We start from the raw sequence: 21,988 nt of genomic DNA, 5'->3' as shown, positions 1-21,988 counted from the left end.
GTTTTCATGACCAATCTTAAAGGGGAGAATCGAGTAATGCTAGCTGAAAGAACGTCAATGACAAAGGAATTTGAACTCTTCGATCGAATGAGTGAGCATGAGCAAGTCGTTTTTTGTAATGACTCTTCAACAGGTTTGCGTGCGATTATTGCAATTCATGACACAACGCTTGGACCAGCACTCGGCGGATGTCGCATGCAACCTTATAGCAGTGTGGAAGAAGCGTTAGAAGATGTTCTTCGCCTTTCAAAAGGAATGACCTATAAATGTGCGGCAGCCGATGTCGATTTCGGGGGTGGGAAAGCAGTTATTATCGGTGATCCGAAAACAGATAAATCACCGGAATTATTTCGTGCGTTCGGTCAATTTGTGAATTCACTGGGCGGCCGTTTTTATACGGGAACGGATATGGGAACGACAATGGATGATTTCGTTCACGCAATGAAAGAAACCAATTTCGTCAATGGTCTCCCTGAAGTATATGGGGGCGGCGGAGACTCATCAATTCCAACAGCTGCAGGTATTTTGTACGGTATAAAAGCGACCAATCAGATGCTCTATGGAAATGACGATTTAGGCCAACATATATACGCGATTCAAGGTCTTGGAAAAGTTGGATTCAAAGTTGCAAGTGGATTGCTTGAAGCAGGAGCTCGCATTTTCGTAACGGATATTAATGAAGAGAGTCTGCGGGCAATTGAAGAAGTTGCAACAAAAACTACTGGTAACGTACAAATTGTTGCAAATGAAGCTATTTATTCGCAGGAAGCGGATATATTTGTTCCGTGTGCATTTGGTGGAATTATTAACGACGCTACAATTCCTCAGTTTAAAGTAAGAGCGATTGTAGGTTCGGCTAATAATCAGTTATTAGATGATAGACACGGTAAATTATTACGAGATAAAGGGATATTATATGCACCGGATTATATCGTCAATTCTGGTGGGCTTATTCAAGTGGCAGATGAATTGTATGGCATTAACCATGAGCGGGTACTTGTGAAAACGAAACATATATACGATGCAATTTTGGAAGTTTACGAGGAAGCTGCGAATAGTGGAAAAACAACAGAGGAATCCGCTAATGCAATGTGCGAGAAAAGAATAGCGGATCGAGGAAGAAGGAATAGCTTTTACTCAGCACCAGCTAAACCAAAGCGGTCGTTTCGCAATCATTCCTGATTGGAGGCAAGTTAAGTGGAACATAACTATCCTATAAAAAGAATAGTAGATAATAAAGGCTTTCTTGTTGATACAAGCTTTGAAAAGCAGATAGATGAGCAATTGGTTAAAAATTTGTACTATCACATGTTACGAGTTCGTACATTTGATAGAAAAGCAATTAATTTGCAACGACAGGGACGTCTAGGTACTTATGCGCCTTTTGAAGGACAGGAAGCTGCTCAAGTTGGTAGCGCACTCGCACTAAATGCCGACGACTGGGTGTTCCCGACGTATCGTGATCATGGTGCGACGATAACGTTCGGGAAAAGTATGGCCAGAACATTTTTGTATTGGAATGGGAGAGTAGAAGGTTGTGTAGCTCCAGCGGATAGGAATATATTCCCGCCAGCTGTTCCAATTGCGACTCAACTCCCCCATGCCGCAGGCGCTGCATGGGCTGAAAAGAGAAGGGGAACACAAAATGTTGCAATTGCCTATTTCGGCGACGGTGCTACCTCGGAAGGGGATTTTCATGAAGGATTGAATTTTGCGAGCGTATTCAAAGTACCAGTCGTCTTTTTTAATCAAAATAATGGGTATGCGATTTCGGTTCCGATTGAAAAACAGATGAATTCTGCAACAATCGCTCAAAAATCAGTTGCCTATGGTATGCCAGGGTATCGAATTGATGGTAATGATTGTTTTGCAGTTTATTTTGAAACGAAAAAGGCCTTTGACTATGCCCGGTGTGGAAATGGCCCGACATTAATAGAAGCGGTTACTTGGCGAAAAGGAGCTCATACGACTGCTGATGATCCGTCTAAATATCGTCCTGAAAAACAAGGAGAGAATTTTGTTGACCCTCTTATCCGATTAGAATTATTCATGAAGAATTACGGCTACTGGAATGATGAGTGGATCCAAGCGACTAAAGAAGAAACGACTAGTGAAGTTGAAGCAGCAGTAGAAGAAATGGAAAAGTTCCCGCCGCCGAATGTAGCTGACGTTTTCGATCATGTATACGCTGAAATGCCAGCACAACTCGCTGAACAAAAAGAAGCGTACCTTGCACATTTAGGGAGGCAATAATTGATGACACAACTGAAAGAGTCGGATCCAAAAAACGAAACGACAAAACAAATGACACTAATCCAAGCGATTAATGATGGCATGCGTTTGATGCTAGACGAGGATGAGCGAACCATCATACTCGGTGAAGATATCGGTAAAAACGGTGGAGTGTTCCGTGCGACAGAAGGACTTCAGGAGCAGTTTGGGGATGACCGGGTAGTCGATACTCCGCTTTCAGAGGCAGGAATTATTGGCACATCAATAGGTCTTGCAGTTAACGGTTTTCGACCGGTTGCAGAAATCCAATTCCTTGGTTTTATCTATCCTGCGTACGAACAGATTATGACACATGTTTCAAGGATTAGAATGCGGTCGATGTCTCGTTTTACTGTGCCTATAGTCATTCGAGCACCATACGGGGCAGGAATTCGTGCGCCCGAAATACATTCTGATAGTACAGAAATATTATTCACACATATGCCTGGCATCAAGGTAGTCTGTCCGTCTAATCCATACGATGCGAAAGGGTTATTGATTGCGGCGATGGAAGATCCTGACCCTGTTCTAGTTTTGGAGCCTATGAAAAACTACCGTTCGAAGAGAGAAGAAGTACCTGTTGGGAAGTATACTGTGGAAATTGGTAAAGGGAAGATCGTGCGTGAAGGTTCGGATGTCACACTTATTGCTTGGGGAGCAATGATTTCAATCGCAGAAAAAGCAGCCGAACTGGCCGGGAAAAAGGGGATTAGTTGCGAAATTATCGATCTGCGAACATTGTATCCAATCGATCGGGACATCATTACTCAATCTGTGCAGAAGACAACGAGAGCGGTCATCATTCATGAGGCGCATAATACCGGAGGGCTCGGCAATGATATTGTTTCGATTATAAACGATACCGCTTTCCTTTATCTACGAGCTCCAATTGAACGCGTGACGGGATTCGACGTACCGGTTCCATTCTTTACATTAGAAGAACATTATCTTCCAACTACGGCACGTGTCGTTGAAGGAATAGAAAAAGTGCTTCATTTTTAAGGAGGAAATGGAATGCTCGAAGTAAAGTTACATGATGTCGGGGAAGGAATGACCGAAGGGGAAGTGCTCCATTATTTAGTCAAAGTTGGGGATTCGGTTATGACAGATCAACCGCTTGTTGAGGTACAAACAGACAAAATGGTCGCTGAACTTACTTCACCCTGCTCAGGTATTGTGAAAGAAATACGTATTGAAGCAGGGGAAATCGTTCAGGTCGGAACAAGTCTACTTTATATTGAAATTGATGAAGCTGTTCGAGCTGTACAAAAATCATACGTAGAAACGAAGTCAATTGCTGAGGAGCAAGCAATCCCGACAATTAAACTAGAAGAGAAATCCCCTCATATGCCTTTTAATCGAATACTAGCTGCACCATACACACGCAAGATTGCACGGGATAACAATATAAATATTGAAGATGTCCATGCTAGTGATCCCTCTGGAAGAATAAGCGAAGAAGATGTTTTACGATTCTTAAAAGGACAACAAACCGACACGGAATCAAAGAAGGAAAGTAAGCAGGTAGAGGTCGACCAAGAGGTTCCTGATGAAATTCCTTTTAGAGGAATTCGAAGAAAAATCGCAGAAAAGATGACGAAATCACTCTTTACAATTCCGCATGTTACTCATTTTGACGAGGTCAATATGACGAACTTATTTAAAATGAGAGAGCAATTGAAAGCTGATGGTGAATCAGTTAGTGTATCAGCATTTCTTATAAAGGCACTGGTTATTTCGTTGAAGGATTTCCCGATATTCAATGCTGAACTTGATGAAGAAAATAGCCGGATACTACTCAAGAAAAACTATCATATCGGTATCGCAACAAATACCGATAGCGGTCTAATTGTACCTGTTTTACATGATGTTGATAAACAATCCATCAAAGAGATTAATGCAAATGTCAGAAGTTTGACAGCAAAAGCAATCGCCGGCAAATTACAGCCGTTTGAAATGAAAAACAGCACATTTACGGTGAGTAACGTTGGGCCCCTGGGTGGTATGGGTGCCACACCAATTATCAACTACCCTGAAACAGCTCTAATTGCTTTCCACAAAACGAAAAAACAACCGATTGTCAATGAGCATGATGAAATTGTTATCGGTCATATCATGACACTGTCAATGGCGTTTGACCATCGTGTTGCTGATGGTGCGACAGCCATTGCATTCACGAATCGTTTTGCAAGCCTAATTGAACAGCCTCACAAGCTGATGATGGAGATGATTTAAAATGGTTGTTGGAGAAATCAGTCAGGAAAGAAATCTCATTATCATTGGAGGGGGACCGGGCGGCTACTCTGCTGCTATACGTGGTGCGCAGCTTGGTCTCTCAGTGACGTTAATTGAACAGGCAGAATTGGGCGGTGTTTGTCTGAATGAAGGATGCATTCCATCTAAAATATTTACACATGCAGCAGGTATGCGCTCAGATATAGCCCATTTTCAAGAACTTGGAATTGGGAATATGGAAAAAATAATTGATATCAAAAAGCTGGTTTCCTATAAAGACAAAGTTATCAAACAGCTCAGGTCTGGCGTAGAAAGTCTATGTAATGAAAACAAAATTGAAATAATCCGGGGCAAAGTTACTTTCCTCGCAGTAGACAAAATCGGTGTAGAAAATGGCCATCAATTCGATATCTTTGAATTTGAGCAAGTTATTATCGCAACAGGAAGTTCCCCAACTATGCCGCCAACAATTCAAGAAAAAGGGGAAAGGATTTTATTGCCTCATGAACTATTTAAACTGGAAGAGATACCTAAGCATCTTATTGTTAGAGGTCAAGATACCATTGCACTCGAAGCAGCTTCAAGTTTTGCAGCATTAGGAGCGCAAGTAAGTATTGTAATTGACGATCAAGCAGGTTTTCCATTTGACGAATCTATTAATAAGGAATTAAATCGTTTATTTAAAAAGCGAAAAATGAAAGTCTATAAAGAACTTGAACTCATATCAACACATGAAACGGAAGACGGAATTACGCTAACATTTCAAACGGATAAAAACGTAGAAGAGACAATTAGGGGATCATATCTATTCGTTTCTGGAACTAGGAGACCCAATTTGGAGGCTCTCGGCATAAGCCGCTTCGGAATTGTACAAACAGCCGAGGGTTTCATAAAAGTAGATGGAAATATGCAATCATCGATACCTTCTATATATGCAATTGGTGATGTAACAGAAGGTCCCCTATCGGCTGTGAAAGCAATTAAACAAGGAAAAGCTGCCGTAGCATCAATTGCAGGAGAACAAACTGAAGTCAATCTGACATTTATGCCGGTTGTGGCACATACAATTCCACCAATCGTTTCTGTAGGGCTTACAGAACAAATTGCGCGCGATTTTGGATTGGCTATTCGTGTCAGTCAATTTGCACTTGGTGGCAATGGCTATGCAACAATTACTGGTAAAAAGGATGGGTTTATTAAAGTTATTTCTGATGCAACAACTGAAATCATTCAAGGCATTCACATGATTGGTGAAGGGGCCGTTGAAATGTCAGGTTCGTTTGTGCAGTTGCTTGAAATGGCTGCGAAAGAAGAAGATATTAAATTCCCACACTATGCACATCCAGGGTTCAATGAAGGACTACTTGAAGCGGTAGAGGGGCTAATCGGACAAGCGATTCATGCTGCGCCGATAAAAAGAAAAGACATGTTGACGATCTAACGCATCTAAAAAGGAGTAAAGGAAATAAAAATCTCATTCAACCCGTTTTGGCGCTTAGTTCATCAATTCAACTAGGCAAACCAAACGCATCACACACTGATTCCTAGGATTCAAATAAATAGTAAATATACTAGCATAAAAAGGGGGAATTGTAATGAAGAGCGGTTCGAAAAAAATGTTGGTATTTATTTTTAGTGCTGTCTTACTACTTGCAGCATGTGGGAATAGCGGGGAAGTTAAGGATAAGAAAACATCTTCGAAGAAATATAAAATAGGTGTCAGTCAAATTGTTGAACATCCATCCCTCAATGCAGCTTATGACGGCTTTAAAAAGGCTTTAGAAGATGCAGGGATTGATGTGGAATATGATGTTCAAATTGCTCAAGGCGATAACAGTGTAAACACAACGATAGCGACAAATCTTGTCAGCGCAGATGTCGATCTAATATTTGCGAACTCAACTCCTAGTGCTCAGGCAGCAGCTAGTGCTACAACGGAAATTCCAATCATTTTCACATCGGTAACAGATGCGGTTGGGGCGGAACTCGTTGACTCAATGGAAAGCCCTGGAGGCAACGTTACAGGAACAATTGATGCGCATCCTGATGCAATTACCAATACAATGAAGTTCCTTAAAGAAGAATTGGATGCAAAAAATGTAGGAATGGTGTTTAACTCTGGAGAGCAAAACTCTCGTGCTCAAGTAGATGCAGTTAAAGAAATGCTGAAAGATATGGATATGACTGTTGTCGAAGCGTCTGTTGCTACATCCGCAGATGTGAAACAAGCGACTGAATCGTTGCTTGGCAAAGTAGATTCTATGTACATCATCACAGATAACACGGTTGTTTCGGCGCTTGAATCTGTAATTTCAGTCGCCAATGACAATAAAATTCCGATGATGGTTGGCGAATTCGACTCTGTAAAACGAGGCGGCTTAGCAGCATATGGATTTGAATACTTTGACATCGGTTATGAAGCAGGACAAATGGCTGTGAAAATCTTAAAAGGTGAAAGTAAACCAGCTGACTTACCAGTTCAAATTCCACAAAAGTTGAAATTGATTATGAATAAAGACACCGCATCTACTCTAGGACTCGACATTAAAGACGAATGGAAAGCTGAATTTAGTGAATAGATAGGAGGGTGATTCTACATGTTTTCAGCTGTATTTGGCTCTGTAGAGCAAGGAATCATCTATGCAATTATGGCACTTGGCGTGTATATTTCATTCCGAGTTTTGGATTTTCCAGATTTAACGGTTGACGGAAGTTTTGTTACAGGAGCTGGGGTAGCCGCCACGATGATTATCTTCGGATATCATCCGGTGGCTGCAACAGTAGTTGCCATTGTTATCGGTTTTCTTGCTGGATGTGTAACCGGCCTTCTGCACACAAAAGGGAAAATCAATGCACTTCTATCTGGAATATTAATGATGATTGCCTTGTATTCCATAAATTTACGCATAATGGGACTGACATCTGAGAATTCGATTGGTCGTCCGAATATCCCATTGCTAAATGCCGAAACTTTGTTTGTTCAGTTCAAAACATTATGGAGCCCATTAGGTATCGACACTGCAATTAGCAATTTTTTCAGCATGCTGGGATTCCAACACTTGCCTTCAACCTGGGGTACATTGTTCATCATGATTATTATCGTTTTGCTAATCAAATTTGTCGTCGATTGGTTTTTGAAAACCGAAGTCGGGCTTGCGATAAGGGCTACTGGTGATAATAAGAAAATGATTCGTAGTTTATCAGCTAATACAGACACACTCGTTATTGTAGGTCTTGGCTTTTCAAATGCACTCGTTGCCTTTTCGGGAGCATTGATCGCTCAGTATTCAAAGTTTGCTGACATCGGAATGGGAATCGGAATGATTATCATCGGGCTAGCTTCCGTTATTATTGGTGAAGCAATTTTCGGTACGAAAACGATTATGCGAACGACGTTTGCTGTAATTGCAGGAGCCATTATTTATAGAATTGTACTTGGACTTGCACTTAGAGTGGACTTTCTCGATACGGGTGATATGAAATTAATTACAGCAGTTATTGTAATTGGTGCGTTGATATTACCGCAGTTCTTTGAAAAAAAGCGAGAAAAAAGCAGGAAAGCTAAACGCCATGCTGAGAGGCTAGTAGAGCATGAACAGTTGCTGATGAGGGAGGGAAATCCCGTTGCTAAAGCTCAGTCAGATTAATAAATTATTTAATGAAGCAACACCTGATGAAAAAGTAGCTTTGGATCAAATTAATCTAACATTAAATCCAGGAGATTTTATGACTGTGATTGGAAGCAACGGTGCCGGAAAATCGACGATGTTAAATATGATTTCAGGTGCTCTTTCTCCTGATTTTGGTGTTATTGAAATTGCTTCTAATGATGTTACAAAAATGCCTGAATACAAGCGCTCACAAATGATTGGAAGGGTATTTCAAGATCCGATGGCGGGAACAGCTCCTACAATGACGATTGAGGAAAACCTTGCTATGGCCTATTCACGAAACAAAAAACGTGTATTAAAAAAGGCTGTTGATAAGAAACGGCGTGAATTATTCCGCGTATCTCTTGAAGCCCTTCATTTAAACCTTGAAAACCGATTGAATGCAAAAGTAGGAATGCTTTCTGGCGGGGAGAGGCAAGCACTTTCACTGTTGATGGCTACCTTTACACAACCATCTATTTTGCTACTTGATGAACACACTGCTGCACTAGATCCAGCACGAGCCGAATTAATTACAAAATTAACAAAGCAACTTGTTGAAAAAGATCAGCTCACAACGCTGATGATCACTCATAATATGCAGCAAGCACTCGATCTAGGGAACAGGCTTATTATGATGGATAAAGGGCAAATCATTTTAGAAATAGAGGCAGATGAGAAGAGGAAACTAACCATTCCTAAACTGATGGATGAATTCCAACGCATTCGCGGTGAAAAGTTAACGAGCGATAAAGCATTGTTATCAGTATAGTAATTTGTTTTCTTTGTTTGTTGCAAAGGAGTGGAATGGATGAGTAGAGCAAGGATTAAAGTGTTTGGGGCAAATGAATTAGTTTCAGTGGATGTGAATATAGTTACGAGTACAATCACGATAGAGGACTGCGTGGTAAGTGCTAATGAAATACAACTCGACATCCCGATAACAGGAACGGTTTTTGGTACACTGCTGAACTATAAAGGGGCACTTGAAAGACTTGGTGATGCTGTAAATGACAAACCATATAGTGCACCACCAATTGCCCCAGTTCTTTATATTAAACCGGCAAATACTTTCAACCGTTACGGTGCAGAAATCCCTATGCCAGCTGGGCTTTCAAGGCTGGAAATGGGTGCGGCACTCGGATTGGTCATAGGAAAGCAAGCCGTTGCTGTGGATGAAGAAAATGCGCTGGCTTATGTGGCGGGCTATACGATTATCAATGATGTCAGCGTGCCACATGATAGCGTATACCGTCCAGCTGTCCGGCACAAAGCACGTGATGGATTTTGTCCTATCGGGCCATGGATTATCGACCGTCAAGAAGTGGATAACCCAGATGATTTAACTATCCGTGTATTCATCAATGATGAACTTCAACAGGAAAATTCAACATCAAATTTGATTCGTTCTGCCTCCCGTTTACTCGCCGATGTAACTGAGTTCATGACGTTGAATCCAGGAGATGTGCTACTCGTAGGGGTCCCCGAAGAAGCACCGCAAGCCAAGAAAGGCGATAAAGTTCGAATCGAAATAGCGGGTATTGGCAGTTTAGAAAATTTCATAGTTGACGAAAAAGAATCCAAATGGAGGGGGACGATATGAAAAAAGCACGAATAGCATATGGGGGTGCCATCCATGAAGCAATTGAATGGGAAGGGCAACTCAAATTAAATGATGGTCGACTAGTAGACGAGAGCAAAGTAACTTGGCTTACGCCGATAGAGCCACGGACGGTATTTGCGTTAGGCCTTAACTATGCGGATCATGCAGCAGAACTTGCATTTGCCGCTCCATCTGAACCACTTGTCTTTTTAAAAGGACCGAATACATTTATCGGGCACCAAGCATATACTCGTCGTCCCTCAGACGTTACTTATATGCACTATGAGTGTGAATTGGCCGTCATCATCGGTGATACAGCTCGAAACGTCAAAAAAGAAGACGCCTATAACTATGTTAAAGGCTATAGTGTCGCTAATGATTATGCGATTAGAGATTATTTGGAAAATTATTACCGTCCCAACTTACGCGTGAAGAATCGTGATACTGGGACACCATTCGGTCCGTGGATTGTTGAGGCGGCAGATGTTGCGGACCCAATGAATTTAAAATTGACGACGCATGTCAATAACAAACTCGTACAAGAAGGAACTACAGCGGATATGATCTTCGATATTCCCACGCTTATTGAGTACTTAAGTAGTTTCATGACATTGAGTGAAAATGACGTCATTCTTACAGGAACTCCTAAAGGTTCTGTCAATACTGCCGTCGGAGATGTTGTCGTCACGGAAGTTGAGGGAATCGGACGGTTAGTAAATACCATTATCGGAGATGAATCTTTCATCTATCGATAGTGTAAAGAGGAGAAGAATTTGCTTGCCACATTTTATTGTAGAGTACACGGATAATATTAAAGATGAAGCGAATATTGCAAAGCTATTTGAAGAGATTCATAAAGTCTTGATTGCACGAGATACGATTTTTCCGATAGGGGGAATCCGCTCAAGAGCGATTGAATTAAAGGAGTATCGGGTGGCAGATGGTGCTGAGGATGACGCTTTTGTCCATGCCAAGTTGAAAATAGGGGCTGGACGCTCAGAAGAAATAATAAAAGAAGTTTGTGATGCGCTATTTGAAGTCATTAAAGAACATTTCTCACAAGTAATGTCCAAGCGCTATTTAGCATTGTCAATGGAAGTAATCGAATTTAGTGAAGCGGGTACTTATAAACAAAATAATATTCATGCTAGATTTAAAAAGAAGTGAAAGATGACTATATAGTCGGCACTTAACAAATAGACTGTTCTTCCAACACCGCTTTGTCGCTCGGTGATGGCCTCACGCAATAAGCCCGCCAGAAGATTACTGTCGGTCTTATTGCTCCGGCTCACACTTGTCGCTCCTTCGCTAGAATTGTTCGTTATACGGGTGAGGTATACCACCTAGTTAATTCTAAATAAGTAGTGCCGAATATATATATGGACTGCACATCTGAATTATTTATGTCCTTACGCTCTTGGAGATTGTTTGGTGTGGCCTTTTCTACTCAGTGTGCAGTGTCAGTAACTGGAACAATACATTTTTCTTCATTGTACTAGTAATTTCCTTACCTATGTAAATTTAGCGTAGGCGCCTTAAAGGGGTAGCCGAAGCCCTAAGACTGGCGGCGAAGCTGCTTGGCTTAGGGCGAGAGGCATCCCCAAGCGCCGCAGCGGATTCAACGGAATTCTATATTTAAATCTAAATAGTATGAACTGTTAAATGTCGCTTGTCATATTGAAATTTCACTTTATCCAAAAATAAGGAGGAAATAGAATGGGCGCACGAACGGGGAAAGAATATATTGAAGGTATTAAAGAACGGAACACGGAAGTATGGATACATGGTGAGAAAGTAAACGACGTTACCATACATCCAGCATTTAAAAATGTGGTGGAGAGCGTTGCAGGTCTTTATGATTTACAACATGAGAAGCCTGAAAAAATGCTTTATACATCACCGACATCTGGGAAAAAAGTTGGACTTTCTTTTATCGCTCCTAAAACGAAAGAAGATTTGTTCAAAAGACGTGAAATGCATACGGAGTGGGCAACTTTTTCCGGCGGCATGATGGGACGTTCCCCAGACTATCTGAACACTAGCATTATGGCATTCGGTACAGCCAGTCAATTCTTTGCGCAGGAAGGTGGTGGTAGTGATCAATTCGCCAAAAATGCAGCAGATTACTATGAATATGCACGTGAAAATGACATTAGTTTAACACACACATTAATTCATCCACAGGTAAACAGGTCGATGCTAACGCAAGCAGAGCAAAAAGATCCATTTCTCTCCGCACGTATTACGAAAAAGACTTCAGACGGAATTATTGTGAACGGTTGTCGACTCTTGGCAACATTAGGCGGTATCACTGATGAACTCGTCGTATTTCCTTCCACTATAAACAGAACGCCAGGTACGACAGATGACCCCTTCGCATTTGCATTTGCGATCCCAAATAATACAAAAGGTTTAAAATTCCTATCCCGTGAATCATTCGACTATGGTAAAAGCAAATGGGATCATCCATTAGGTGCTAGGTTTGATGAGAGTGATGCAATCATTTCATTTGAAGATGTATTTGTTCCATGGGAAAGAGTTTTTGTAAGTGAAAGTACAGATATATGTAATCGTACGTATACCGAGACAAATGCGGTTATACATATGACGCATCAAGTTATTGCAAAAAACGTTGTCAAAACAGAGTTCATCCTTGGTGTTGTCATCAGTATGATGGAAGCAATCGGTATTGATAAATTCATGCATGTTAAAGAAAAAGCGAGTGAAATCATGGTTATTTTAGAAGTGATGCGTTCCCACTTATTCAAATCGGAGCACAATGCAAAAATCGATCAATACGGTAATATGACGCCGGACTTTGAACCACTAAATGCAGCACGTAATTGGTTCCCGAAAATGTATCAGCGTATGAATGAAATCATTAAAATTCTAGGCGCTTCGGGATTAATGGCGCTTCCAACTGAAGCAGACTTTAGCAATACGGATGTTGGACCGTTAGTTCATCGATATACACAAGGTGCGAACATTAACGGCGAAGAAAAAGTACAGCTATTCCGTTTAGCATGGGATATTTCTATTAGTGCGTTCGGTAACCGACAAGCTCTCTATGAATATTATTTCTTTGGAGATCCAGTGAGAATGTCGAATGCCTATTATGATGGATTTGATAAGCAACCTTATAAAGACATGGTTACAAACTTTTTAAATAAAACTAAAAAAGAAGCTGGAATAGTATTTTGAATAGAAAAACGTATGGCCGCCTAAAGCCTAGACACTGTACCGTGTCGAATAACTTATACTTTCTTATCTCGAAATAATTAAACAGGTGAATTGAAAGTGGAAAGGAGAATATATTATGCAACAAGTAGATCACGAGATTGATGATCGTTTATTCAGAAATGCTATGGGCAGTTTTGCAACGGGTGTAACGGTTATTACAACAGAAGTTGCTAAAGAGGTACATGGCATGACAGCAAATGCTTTTATGTCCATATCTCTCAACCCGAAGCTGGTCGCAATTAGTATTGGAGAAAATGCAAGAATGCATCAGCATATCAAAAATGCTAATCAATTCGCGATTAACATATTATCGTCTGACCAACAAAATGTGTCAAAGCAATTTTCGGGTCAGCTTAATGGAGAATCTAAAATTACATTTGCCACCTATAAAGGATTGCCAATTCTAGAAGATGCGTTAGCCGTTGTTACATGCAAACTGTATAGCGAATACGTAGTAGGAGATCATACGGTTTTTATTGGTCATGTTACTGGCGTTAAACTTGAACAAAAAGATCCATTACTATTTAGTCAAGGAAAGTACCGTGAACTAAAAGAACTCGAAGAATAATGAGTGTGCCAGTTTACCTTATTCGTGGTGTGAAAGAGAGTCGAGTAGGCGAGCTATACAGCTGGAATACTTTTCTTGAAACAGATATTTAATAACTTTGAAGGAGTGGATTCTTTTGATATACGATGAAGCCAAAAAGAAGTTAAGAGGTTCAATTTGCCCTGTAGTAACACCTTTTACTGACGGTGGTGCAATCGATGAAAAAGCATTTGTTGAGTTGATTAATTGGCAAATTGACAGTGGAAGTCATGGGATTTCTGTTACAGGAACGAGTGGTGAACCAAGTTCTTTAACAATTGCTGAAAGAAAAAGAGTTATGGAATTAGCAAAAGAAACAATTGCTGGACGTGTATTTTTTGCACCTGGTACAGGGTCTACCAATCATGATGAAACAATGGAGTTAACGAAATATGCAGAAGAACTAGGTGCAGATGCTGCAATGGTTATTGTGCCTTACTACAATAGACCGAACCAGGAAGCACTTTATCAGCACTTTAAAACGGTTGCTGATTCAGTTACAACGCCAATCATTATTTACAATATCCCAGGTCGATCCGCCGTCAATATGGAAGTTAGCACGATGAAACGCTTAGTTGAGGACTGTCCCAACATTATTGGTGTAAAAGAAGCAAACAAAGACTTTGAACATGTAAATCGTGTACTTCTAAATTGTGGAAGAGACTTCCTATTATTCTCAGGAATCGAACTGCTTTGCTATCCAATGCTGGCAATTGGCGGGGCTGGATTTATTAGTGCCACAGCAAATGTTGAGCCAACTAAAGTAGCCGAACTTTACAATGCTTGGGTTGCTGGAGACGTTGCGAGAGCACAAGATCTTCACTTCGAATTAATGCCATTAAATGATGCACTCTTCAAAGATACCAATCCAGCCCCCGTTAAAGTAGCACTTGGTATGATGGGGAAAATTACGCCGAAGCTTCGCTTACCTCTAGGATTACCAACAGCTGCAATCCAACAAGAAGTTCGTGAATCACTAATTGAACTTGCTATTTTACCTAAGGAAGTTACTGCAAACTGACTAAAAAAATAATATATATGTTGAACAAATGAATGCCTATATAAACTGAGTGAAGGCGCATTACAGGGGGGGCAAAGGAAGGCAGTCTAAGTTCGCAACGTCATGTCGCAACGACTGCATGACCTGCATCCTGCAGGCCAAAGCGAATTAGATGGGATTCCTTATTTCAACATATATAAGAAGGAAATAGGTGATAAGTATGGTGTCAACCCATGGGGTAGTTTCTTATAAACATGAAACACAACAGAATATTTCACTCTATATAAATGGAGAGTTCACTCCCGCTTTAAGTGGGACGACGATCAAAAATATGAATCCGTTTACTAATGAACAAATCAATGAAGTTGCTGAAGGGCAATCTGATGATATTAATAAAGCAGTGGCAGCTGCGCGGGAAGCCTTTGATCATGGTCCATGGAAAACGATGAAGCTAAAAAAAAGAATGGCCTATATTTATCGAATTGCAGATTTGATTGACGAAGATATAGAGAAAATCGCTTATTTGGAATCACTTGATACGGGACTTCCAATTAGTCAAACTCGAAATATGGTAAGCCGTGCTTCAGAAAACTTTCGGTTTTATGCACGTATGGTAGAAAGCCGTCTTGTTGGAGATGCTTATCAAGTAGATGATGAATTTATCAACTACACGATTCATGCGCCTGTAGGAGTTGCAGGATTAATCACGCCATGGAATGCCCCCTTCATGTTGGAGACATGGAAAGTTGCACCAGCACTTGCGACAGGAAATACAGTTGTTTTAAAACCAGCAGAACTTTCGCCACTTTCGGCAAATCTATTGGCTGAAGTGATTCATAAAGCGGATCTTCCAAAAGGTGTTTTCAACGTTGTTCATGGCTACGGCGAGACAGCGGGGGATGCGCTAGTCAAGCATCCTGATGTCCAGCTTATTTCATTTACTGGCGAAACAACGACGGGTACAACAATCATAAAAAATAGTGCCGATACACTGAAAAGTTGCTCGATGGAACTTGGTGGGAAATCACCAATTATCGTCTTTGAAGATGCTGATTTCGATCGTGCTTTAGATGCTTGTATCTGGGGAATATACTCTTTTAACGGTGAACGATGTACGGCGAACTCACGCTTATTTGTGCAAGAAGAGATTAAAGACAAATTTATCGACGCTTTAAAGATACGTGTTGCGAATATTAAAGTTGGTGACCCCCTCGACGCATATACGGAGGTGGGACCACTAATCGATAAAGGGCATTATAATAAGGTCAAAAGCTATTTGGAAATTGCAAAAGAAGAAGGTACCGAAGTGATTAATGGAGATATCCCAATTGAATTAGCTAAAGGAAACTTTGTGGCACCGACACTTATACTAAATGCTGAAAATCATATGCGCGTTGCACAAGAAGAAATTTTTGGTCCAGTACTAACCGTGATGACATTTAAAGATGAAGAAGAAGTCATTAGGTTGGCAAACAGTATTGAATACGGACTTGCGGGTTATGTTTGGACGAACGATATTAAACGAGGTCACCGTGTTGCGCAAAAAGTTGAAGCAGGAATGCTTTGGGTGAATGCTCAGAACGTTCGTGACTTAAGAACACCTTTTGGAGGTTCAAAATCTTCTGGTATCGGTCGTGAAGGCGGCCATTACGGCTTCAATTTTTATACTGAACAGAAAATTATTCATGTTTCAATTGCTGATCATCGTATTCAGCAGTTCGGGAAAAAATAGTGGAAGGTATGGTGAACACGATGGATTTTTCAATCATACGGATCGCGAGAACGGTTCTTCATGTAGTAGATTTGCAGGCGTCCCGTAAGTTCTATGTTGAGGGATTAGGCATGATTGAAACAGAAAGTGATGAAAATCATATTTACTTAAGAGGTTTAGAAGAACATTCGCATCACAGTTTACTATTGAAAAAAGCAGACAAAGCCGTTGTTGAGGTACTTAGTTACAAAGTGGAAAAAGAACAGGATCTCGATGAAATTGAAAAGGTTTTCATCTCACTAGGTCTGAAAACAAAATGGGTAGCGAAAGGGGTACAACATGCAATTGGAAGAACCCTTCGAGTGCATGATATCTCAGGAATTCCATTAGAGTTTTTTGCAGAAATGACTATCGTTGACCGGATGTTGCAGCGCTATGATCTTTATCGAGGAGCGAAAATTCAAAGGATTGACCACGTAAACTGTGCAGTACCAGATGTTCAAAAAGCCTTTGATTTTTATGTTGATCACTTAGGATTCTCGTGTTCAGAGTATACGGATACTGAGGATGGGGACTTATGGGCAGCATGGCTTTATCGAAAGCCGACTGTTCATGATCAAGCATTCATGAGCGGTCCTGGACCAAAATTGCATCACTTTGCTTACTCATTAACAGATCGACTTAGCGTGCTCGATTGTTGTGATATTTTAGCGAGTATGGGCTATGCAGATTCAATTGAACGGGGACCCGGCCGCCATGGATTATCCAACGCCTTCTTCCTCTATTTAAGAGATCCAGATGGCCACCGCATTGAACTTTATACGGGCGATTATTTAACAAGCGACCCAGATTTAAAGCCGAAACGCTGGGATTTAAATGATCCACTTCGCCAAACATTCTGGGGTCACAAAGCACCGGATTGTTGGTTTAATGAAACAAGTACGTTCATTGATATTGAAACGGGTGAAGAAATAGAGTGTCAAGAACCATTATTAGCACAAAGACAACCAAAAATTATGGCTTAAGTACTGAACTAACCTATAGAACAATATGAAACACCTACGAAAATGTACCTGTTAACTTTTTCGTGGGTGTTTTTTGTATTGGAATGAACTAGCGATTACGAAACAATAAGAAGACCTACAAATTAAATTATAGCTTCAACTGGATTCGATTTGAACATGCTGGGAACTGGCCAATGCGAATAAATCTAATGTAAGCGCTTAAATATTCATAATGTTTGGAACCTTATTGACTATCAATCACAGGCAGTGTAGCATTATGAAAAATTAACTGTTAGAATCAAATTTTCACAAAATATGCAGGTTTAATTAAAGGAGGAAAAAGAATGAAGATTTATTTGAAGAAAATGGCGGTTGTCATTTTCGGTGCTGCATTACTACTTGGGGCATGTGGAGAAGGAGAGAAAAAAGAGTCGAGTGCTAATGGGGAAACAAAGAAATATAAAATAGGTGTCACGCAAATTGTAGAACATCCCTCATTGAATGCCGCTTATGATGGCTTTAAAAAGGCATTGGAAGATGCAGGGCTTGACGTGGAATATGTAGTTCAGAATGCACAAAATGACAATAGTGCTAACACAACAATTGCTACAAATCTTGTTAATTCGGGTGTAGACTTAATCTTTGCAAATTCGACACCCAGTGCACAAGCTGTAGCAAGTGCGACTCAAGAAATTCCAATCGTTTTCACATCAGTTACAGATGCTGTTGGTGCTGAATTAGTAGAGTCATTGGAAAGTCCGGGAGGTAATGTAACGGGCACGATTGATTTACATCCTGATGTCATTCCTCAAACATTGAAGTTCCTACAAGAACAATTAGGTGCGAAAAATGTAGGCATTATTTATAACGCGGGGGAGCAAAATGCACGCGTTCAAGTGGATAAGATTCATGAAGTAGTAAAAGATATGGATTTGACTATTGTTGAAGCACCTGTTGCCACATCAGCGGATGTAAAACAAGCGGTCGACTCATTGATTGGTAAAGTCGATTCTTTGTATATCATTAAAGATAACACGGTTGTTTCGGCGCTTGAAACTGTCACTTCAGTTGCGTTCGACAATAAACTACCCATGATGGTCGGGGAACTAGACTCCGTAAAACGAGGCGGTTTAGCAGCATACGGCTTTAGTTATCATGATCTCGGTTATGAAACAGGCCAAATGGCTGTGAAGATTTTAAAAGGAGAAAGCAAGCCCTCTGAATTACCCGTTCAAGTTCCGAAAAAATTAAAATTTGTTGTTAATGAAGATAGCGCATCTAAAATTGGTCTTGAGATTAAAGAAGAGTGGAAAGCTGAACTTAGTGAATAGATAGTTGGTTATTTTTCATATTTTTAGTTGTATTTTAGTTCCATGTTCAAATTTGCTTATTAGCGATATAAAATGAGGCCGATTGCATATAGTGCAATCGGTTTTATTTTATAGAAAAAAAAACGGCGGATAATTTAATAATAGCAGGGTGCTTTAAGAAGTCTCACTATAATTCTCTTACCTTTAAAATATAGTGATTTCTAAAATTGAAAGTTCATTCTAAAATAATACTAGGCAGTATTGATCCAGTTCTAGGGAAATTCCTATTAAGTAAAAAGCGTCTCAAAGCTAGATGCTGGAAGGACAAAAGAGGGAATCACGAAGAGGAAATAGGCTATTCAGAATTAATGATTGATTTTGAATGCGATTTCACTATATAATGAGAACACTAAATCGGTTTACTAAACCGATTTATTTAAACTACTATTAAAAATAGGATATTTACTATCGGAAAGGGGAGTTCGAGTTGCCATATATTTATCTTGTGTTTTTACGCAAGGCGGCGCTCTGATTACGTTTAATTCTTCTGGGGTGGAAGACTTACGCTTTTTGTGTCAAGTTTCTCACGAATTTGGATGTGTTATATTATCTTTTCTCGTGGCAAAAGTATCGACATGGTTGAAGTACGATTTGTAGAAGGTTACCCGAGAACTTTCGCTGATAAAGAAATTCGTGGGGAGTGTCCCGGCAAGATATTTTCATTTGAAAATGTTATTGAAAGCGTATACATTGAGTGGGGAATTTGAAATTAAGCCAGTAAACTATCCCAAATCATAACTAAAGGAGGACAAATGAAGATATCGAAATACTCGCTTCTTACTCAACTCACAGAAACTAAAGAAGTTGCCGTTATCCGGGAAAATGATGCAGAAGAAATTATCCAATCGACAAAAACTGCTATTGAAGGCGGCTTTTAAGCTAACCTATACAGCTCCAGATATACAATCATTGCGTAAATAGAATACGAATAATTAAAAAATATACATATTGGGGAAGAAAATAGGCTTGGGGGAAATGAATATGGAATGGATTATAAATTATTTGCCTACTATTTGGGTAGCTCTTGGAGTAGCTTTACTACTTTATTTGAACATTGTTGTAAAACTAAACAGTGTACTTACTCTTTTGATCGTCGCGATACTGGTAGGTATATTAAATGGTTTAACACTAGATGCAGTTGTCCTGTCGATCAAAACAGGTTTTGGCGGCACGCTTGGAAGTTTGGCAATCATTATCGGAATGGGTGCTGTACTTGGTAAATTGATGGTTGACTCCGGGGCTGCTCAACGCGTAGCTTCTACCTTATTAAACAAATTTGGAGTGAAAAACGTTGAGTGGGCAATATTAATTGTTGGAGCAATTTTCGGTATTTCGGTTTTTTACGAAGTTGCTTTCATCATTTTGGCTCCACTAGTAATTAGTATTGCTGTAGAAGCAAAAATTCCTTATTTACGTTTAGGGATTACTATGGTTGCATCCGCGACAATGGCGCATAGTATATTCCCTCCACAACCGGGTCCAACTGCACTTGTTCAGGCATACGGTGCGGACATGGGTATGGTATATATATTGGGATTGGTTGTTGTCATCCCATCTGTTATTGCCGCGGGTATTATTTTACCTAGAATGCTACGTAATTTAGATCGTCCTGTGCCACCATTGTTGAAAAAGTCGAAAGAATTCACAGAAGATGAAATGCCTGGTTTTGCAATCAGTATAATTGTTCCATTGTTGCCAGCAATCATTATAACAACAGCTACCGTGATGGATCTATTTATTGAAAAAGGAACGATGTTCTACCAAATTATTAATTTCCTTGGCAGTGCCGAAATTAGTATGTTACTTGCGGTATTAGTTGCCATTTACGTATTCGGTACACGAAGAGGTCGAACAATGCCGGAAATCATGACTTCTTTTTCCGGGGCAATCGAGGGTATTGCGATGATTGTATTCATTGTTGGTGCCGGTGGTGCATTCAAACAAATCATTTTAGATACAGGAATTGGTGACTTTATCGCTGGAATGATGGAAAATACAAGTGTATCTCCGTTAATTATGGCATGGGTCATCACGGCAATGCTTCGTATTGCAACAGGGACAGGCGTTGTTTCTGCGATAACCGCTGCTGGAATCGTAGGTCCGCTTATTCATACGTTTGATGTGAATCCTGTATTAATGGTTTTAGCAACAGCCGCAGGAAGTAACACGATTACTCATGTAAATGACGCATCGTTTTGGTTGTTTAAAGAGTACTTCAACTTATCCATTAAAGACACATTCAAAACATGGGGCCTTCTTTTATTCACGAACTCGATTGTTGGTCTTGGTGTTGTATTACTACTTAGCTTATTTATTTAATGAAATGAAAAGCTGTCTTCAAAGTCCATGTGCAGAGGATTTTGAAAACAGCTTTTTCTAATCCATTATTAACTTGTAAATGTAAGTGTACTCACAATTCGTTTTAGACTAAGCACGTGAGGGTATGCTAATAGTGAATCGAAAATTAAGGAGGTTAATGTAATTATGTCATTAAGCAAAGAACTTAAAACCTTAAAAGACTTTCACTGTGATGACCGTTGTGTATTGAGTGTCTATTTAAACACTAATCCCGGTGATCCTGATCAACTAAACGGGGCATGGAGAATTCATTTGAAGAGTGGATTGAAGCGGATTGACGAGTATATTAAAGCTTCCAAAGATGAAAAGGAATTGAAAAATTTTACTGAACTTAGAAAGAAAGTTCAAACAGAAGTCGAGGATAATAAGAATGATCTAAGCAAAGGTGTTGTGATTTTTGCATCATTAGAGCCGGAATTATGGGCAGTTCACTATGTTCAAGTCCCAGTGAAAACAAGCTTCCACTGGGAAAACCACCCAGTCACTGAAGAGATGGAATATATGTACAAAGCATATCCGGAAGCGGGGATTATCTTGCCGAGCTTTGGGGAAGTACGCATTTTAGATACAGCAATGGGGGCCGTTATTGATGAAGCCACCTATGTATTCGACGCGAATTTGGAAGGATGGGGAAAAAGTCAGAAAAAAGATCCTAACGAAACACTAACCGGGGCTACTCGTGACGACGCCTTAGAACCACGTTTGAGAGAAAACCTTCAGCGGTTCTATAAAGGAATGGGTGAAATTGTTGGGAAATTGAAAAAGGAACGCGGCTGGCAAGAAATACATGTGTCGGGTGAAGCTGATTTAGCAAACGCTTTCGCCGAAACGTTGCGAGAAAAACCAGCAAGCTGCATCTATAAAAACTTGAATAATAGCAAACCGAGTGATGTGCTTCACCAAGTCTTTGAAAAGTAGATAAGCGAAATTGGAAAAACGAACGGCTCTTTTTTAAAAAGA

Annotated in this window: 20 protein-coding genes; all 20 read left to right on the top strand. The window is 40.2% G+C overall.

The genetic code is table 11. From position 1 onward, the window contains the following. Positions 1-36 precede the first annotated feature (36 nt). The 20 genes from ACGLYD_RS10770 to ACGLYD_RS10675 all read left to right on the top strand — a co-directional run bounded on the left by ACGLYD_RS10770 (position 37) and on the right by ACGLYD_RS10675 (position 21,946). On the top strand, positions 37-1,182 hold the full coding sequence (locus ACGLYD_RS10770) for a Leu/Phe/Val dehydrogenase (RefSeq protein ID WP_399633188.1): 1,146 nt from the start codon (positions 37-39) through the stop codon (positions 1,180-1,182). Between the two features lie 15 nt (positions 1,183-1,197). Further along, positions 1,198-2,253 (top strand): pyruvate dehydrogenase (acetyl-transferring) E1 component subunit alpha, encoded by a 1,056-nt coding sequence (gene pdhA, locus ACGLYD_RS10765; protein ID WP_340763816.1) that lies wholly within the window; start codon positions 1,198-1,200, stop codon positions 2,251-2,253. A 3-nt stretch (positions 2,254-2,256) separates the two neighbouring features. Beyond that, positions 2,257-3,273, top strand: coding sequence for an alpha-ketoacid dehydrogenase subunit beta (locus ACGLYD_RS10760; RefSeq protein ID WP_399632884.1), 1,017 nt, complete (start codon positions 2,257-2,259; stop codon positions 3,271-3,273). Positions 3,274-3,285: 12 nt separating this feature from the next. Then, positions 3,286-4,506, top strand: coding sequence for a dihydrolipoamide acetyltransferase family protein (locus ACGLYD_RS10755; protein ID WP_399632881.1), 1,221 nt, complete (start codon positions 3,286-3,288; stop codon positions 4,504-4,506). 1 nt (position 4,507) lies between these two features. Beyond that, a complete protein-coding gene (locus tag ACGLYD_RS10750) occupies positions 4,508-5,947 on the top strand; it encodes a dihydrolipoyl dehydrogenase family protein (protein WP_399632878.1) in 1,440 nt (479 codons plus the stop codon). 154 nt (positions 5,948-6,101) lie between these two features. Beyond that, positions 6,102-7,085, top strand: coding sequence for an ABC transporter substrate-binding protein (locus tag ACGLYD_RS10745; RefSeq protein WP_067210586.1), 984 nt, complete (start codon positions 6,102-6,104; stop codon positions 7,083-7,085). An 18-nt stretch (positions 7,086-7,103) separates the two neighbouring features. Continuing rightward, entirely contained in the window at positions 7,104-8,153 is a 1,050-nt protein-coding gene (locus ACGLYD_RS10740) for an ABC transporter permease (RefSeq protein WP_399632875.1), read from the top strand. After that, the gene (locus ACGLYD_RS10735) at positions 8,131-8,928 is read left to right on the top strand and encodes an ABC transporter ATP-binding protein (protein ID WP_067210581.1); all 798 of its coding nucleotides are present in this window, start codon (positions 8,131-8,133) and stop codon (positions 8,926-8,928) included. Before ACGLYD_RS10740 ends, ACGLYD_RS10735 begins: the two co-directional genes overlap by 23 nt. A gap of 39 nt (positions 8,929-8,967) precedes the next feature. Beyond that, entirely contained in the window at positions 8,968-9,759 is a 792-nt protein-coding gene (locus tag ACGLYD_RS10730) for a fumarylacetoacetate hydrolase family protein (protein WP_399632873.1), read from the top strand. Then, positions 9,756-10,514 carry a fumarylacetoacetate hydrolase family protein gene (locus ACGLYD_RS10725; protein ID WP_399632871.1) on the top strand — a complete coding sequence of 253 codons (759 nt, stop codon included), beginning with the start codon at positions 9,756-9,758 and terminating at the stop codon, positions 10,512-10,514. The genes ACGLYD_RS10730 and ACGLYD_RS10725 overlap by 4 nt, the downstream gene beginning before the upstream one ends. 22 nt (positions 10,515-10,536) lie before the next feature. Then, positions 10,537-10,926, top strand: a complete 390-nt coding sequence (locus ACGLYD_RS10720; protein WP_399632868.1) for a 5-carboxymethyl-2-hydroxymuconate Delta-isomerase — start codon at positions 10,537-10,539, stop codon at positions 10,924-10,926. Between the two features lie 549 nt (positions 10,927-11,475). Further along, positions 11,476-12,960 carry a 4-hydroxyphenylacetate 3-monooxygenase, oxygenase component gene (hpaB, locus tag ACGLYD_RS10715; RefSeq protein ID WP_340742352.1) on the top strand — a complete coding sequence of 495 codons (1,485 nt, stop codon included), beginning with the start codon at positions 11,476-11,478 and terminating at the stop codon, positions 12,958-12,960. 136 nt (positions 12,961-13,096) lie between these two features. Beyond that, positions 13,097-13,567 (top strand): flavin reductase family protein, encoded by a 471-nt coding sequence (locus ACGLYD_RS10710; RefSeq protein WP_399633185.1) that lies wholly within the window; start codon positions 13,097-13,099, stop codon positions 13,565-13,567. A gap of 115 nt (positions 13,568-13,682) precedes the next feature. Then, on the top strand, positions 13,683-14,606 hold the full coding sequence (gene hpaI / locus ACGLYD_RS10705) for a 2,4-dihydroxyhept-2-ene-1,7-dioic acid aldolase (protein WP_399632866.1): 924 nt from the start codon (positions 13,683-13,685) through the stop codon (positions 14,604-14,606). Positions 14,607-14,805: 199 nt separating this feature from the next. Further along, a complete protein-coding gene (gene hpaE, locus ACGLYD_RS10700) occupies positions 14,806-16,317 on the top strand; it encodes a 5-carboxymethyl-2-hydroxymuconate semialdehyde dehydrogenase (RefSeq protein ID WP_399632863.1) in 1,512 nt (503 codons plus the stop codon). 20 nt (positions 16,318-16,337) lie between these two features. Then, complete coding sequence (gene hpaD / locus ACGLYD_RS10695) at positions 16,338-17,321, top strand: 3,4-dihydroxyphenylacetate 2,3-dioxygenase (protein WP_399632861.1); 984 nt, start codon at positions 16,338-16,340, stop codon at positions 17,319-17,321. 323 nt (positions 17,322-17,644) lie between these two features. Next, positions 17,645-18,631, top strand: a complete 987-nt coding sequence (locus ACGLYD_RS10690) for an ABC transporter substrate-binding protein (RefSeq protein WP_399632858.1) — start codon at positions 17,645-17,647, stop codon at positions 18,629-18,631. Between the two features lie 791 nt (positions 18,632-19,422). Then, positions 19,423-19,548: a hypothetical protein gene (locus ACGLYD_RS10685; RefSeq protein ID WP_338656246.1), complete on the top strand. Its 126-nt coding sequence runs from the start codon at positions 19,423-19,425 to the stop codon at positions 19,546-19,548. 103 nt (positions 19,549-19,651) lie between these two features. Further along, the gene (locus tag ACGLYD_RS10680; RefSeq protein ID WP_399632855.1) at positions 19,652-20,989 is read left to right on the top strand and encodes a gluconate:H+ symporter; all 1,338 of its coding nucleotides are present in this window, start codon (positions 19,652-19,654) and stop codon (positions 20,987-20,989) included. Between the two features lie 165 nt (positions 20,990-21,154). After that, on the top strand, positions 21,155-21,946 hold the full coding sequence (locus ACGLYD_RS10675) for a VLRF1 family aeRF1-type release factor (protein ID WP_067210560.1): 792 nt from the start codon (positions 21,155-21,157) through the stop codon (positions 21,944-21,946). The last annotated feature ends 42 nt before the right edge of the window (positions 21,947-21,988 follow it).

The sequence above is a fragment of the Sporosarcina sp. SG10008 genome, assembly GCF_044569405.1.
In the GTDB taxonomy this organism is placed as follows: domain Bacteria; phylum Bacillota; class Bacilli; order Bacillales_A; family Planococcaceae; genus Sporosarcina; species Sporosarcina psychrophila.
The sequence above is the reverse complement of the archived record's forward strand: the minus strand, read 5'-3'. Positions and strand labels throughout refer to the sequence as shown.

Excerpts from the sequence above, each read along its gene's own strand:
- ACGLYD_RS10770 (WP_399633188.1), top strand. The coding sequence starts at position 37 with ATGCTAGCTGAAAGAACGTCAATGACAAAGGAATTTGAACTCTTCGAT.
- ACGLYD_RS10760 (WP_399632884.1), top strand. The coding sequence starts at position 2,257 with ATGACACAACTGAAAGAGTCGGATCCAAAAAACGAAACGACAAAACAA.
- ACGLYD_RS10755 (WP_399632881.1), top strand. The coding sequence starts at position 3,286 with ATGCTCGAAGTAAAGTTACATGATGTCGGGGAAGGAATGACCGAAGGG.
- ACGLYD_RS10750 (WP_399632878.1), top strand. The coding sequence starts at position 4,508 with ATGGTTGTTGGAGAAATCAGTCAGGAAAGAAATCTCATTATCATTGGA.
- ACGLYD_RS10745 (WP_067210586.1), top strand. The coding sequence starts at position 6,102 with ATGAAGAGCGGTTCGAAAAAAATGTTGGTATTTATTTTTAGTGCTGTC.
- ACGLYD_RS10740 (WP_399632875.1), top strand. The coding sequence starts at position 7,104 with ATGTTTTCAGCTGTATTTGGCTCTGTAGAGCAAGGAATCATCTATGCA.
- ACGLYD_RS10730 (WP_399632873.1), top strand. The coding sequence starts at position 8,968 with ATGAGTAGAGCAAGGATTAAAGTGTTTGGGGCAAATGAATTAGTTTCA.
- ACGLYD_RS10725 (WP_399632871.1), top strand. The coding sequence starts at position 9,756 with ATGAAAAAAGCACGAATAGCATATGGGGGTGCCATCCATGAAGCAATT.
- hpaB (WP_340742352.1), top strand. The coding sequence starts at position 11,476 with ATGGGCGCACGAACGGGGAAAGAATATATTGAAGGTATTAAAGAACGG.
- hpaE (WP_399632863.1), top strand. The coding sequence starts at position 14,806 with ATGGTGTCAACCCATGGGGTAGTTTCTTATAAACATGAAACACAACAG.
- hpaD (WP_399632861.1), top strand. The coding sequence starts at position 16,338 with ATGGATTTTTCAATCATACGGATCGCGAGAACGGTTCTTCATGTAGTA.
- ACGLYD_RS10690 (WP_399632858.1), top strand. The coding sequence starts at position 17,645 with ATGAAGATTTATTTGAAGAAAATGGCGGTTGTCATTTTCGGTGCTGCA.
- ACGLYD_RS10685 (WP_338656246.1), top strand. The coding sequence starts at position 19,423 with ATGAAGATATCGAAATACTCGCTTCTTACTCAACTCACAGAAACTAAA.
- ACGLYD_RS10680 (WP_399632855.1), top strand. The coding sequence starts at position 19,652 with ATGGAATGGATTATAAATTATTTGCCTACTATTTGGGTAGCTCTTGGA.
- ACGLYD_RS10675 (WP_067210560.1), top strand. The coding sequence starts at position 21,155 with ATGTCATTAAGCAAAGAACTTAAAACCTTAAAAGACTTTCACTGTGAT.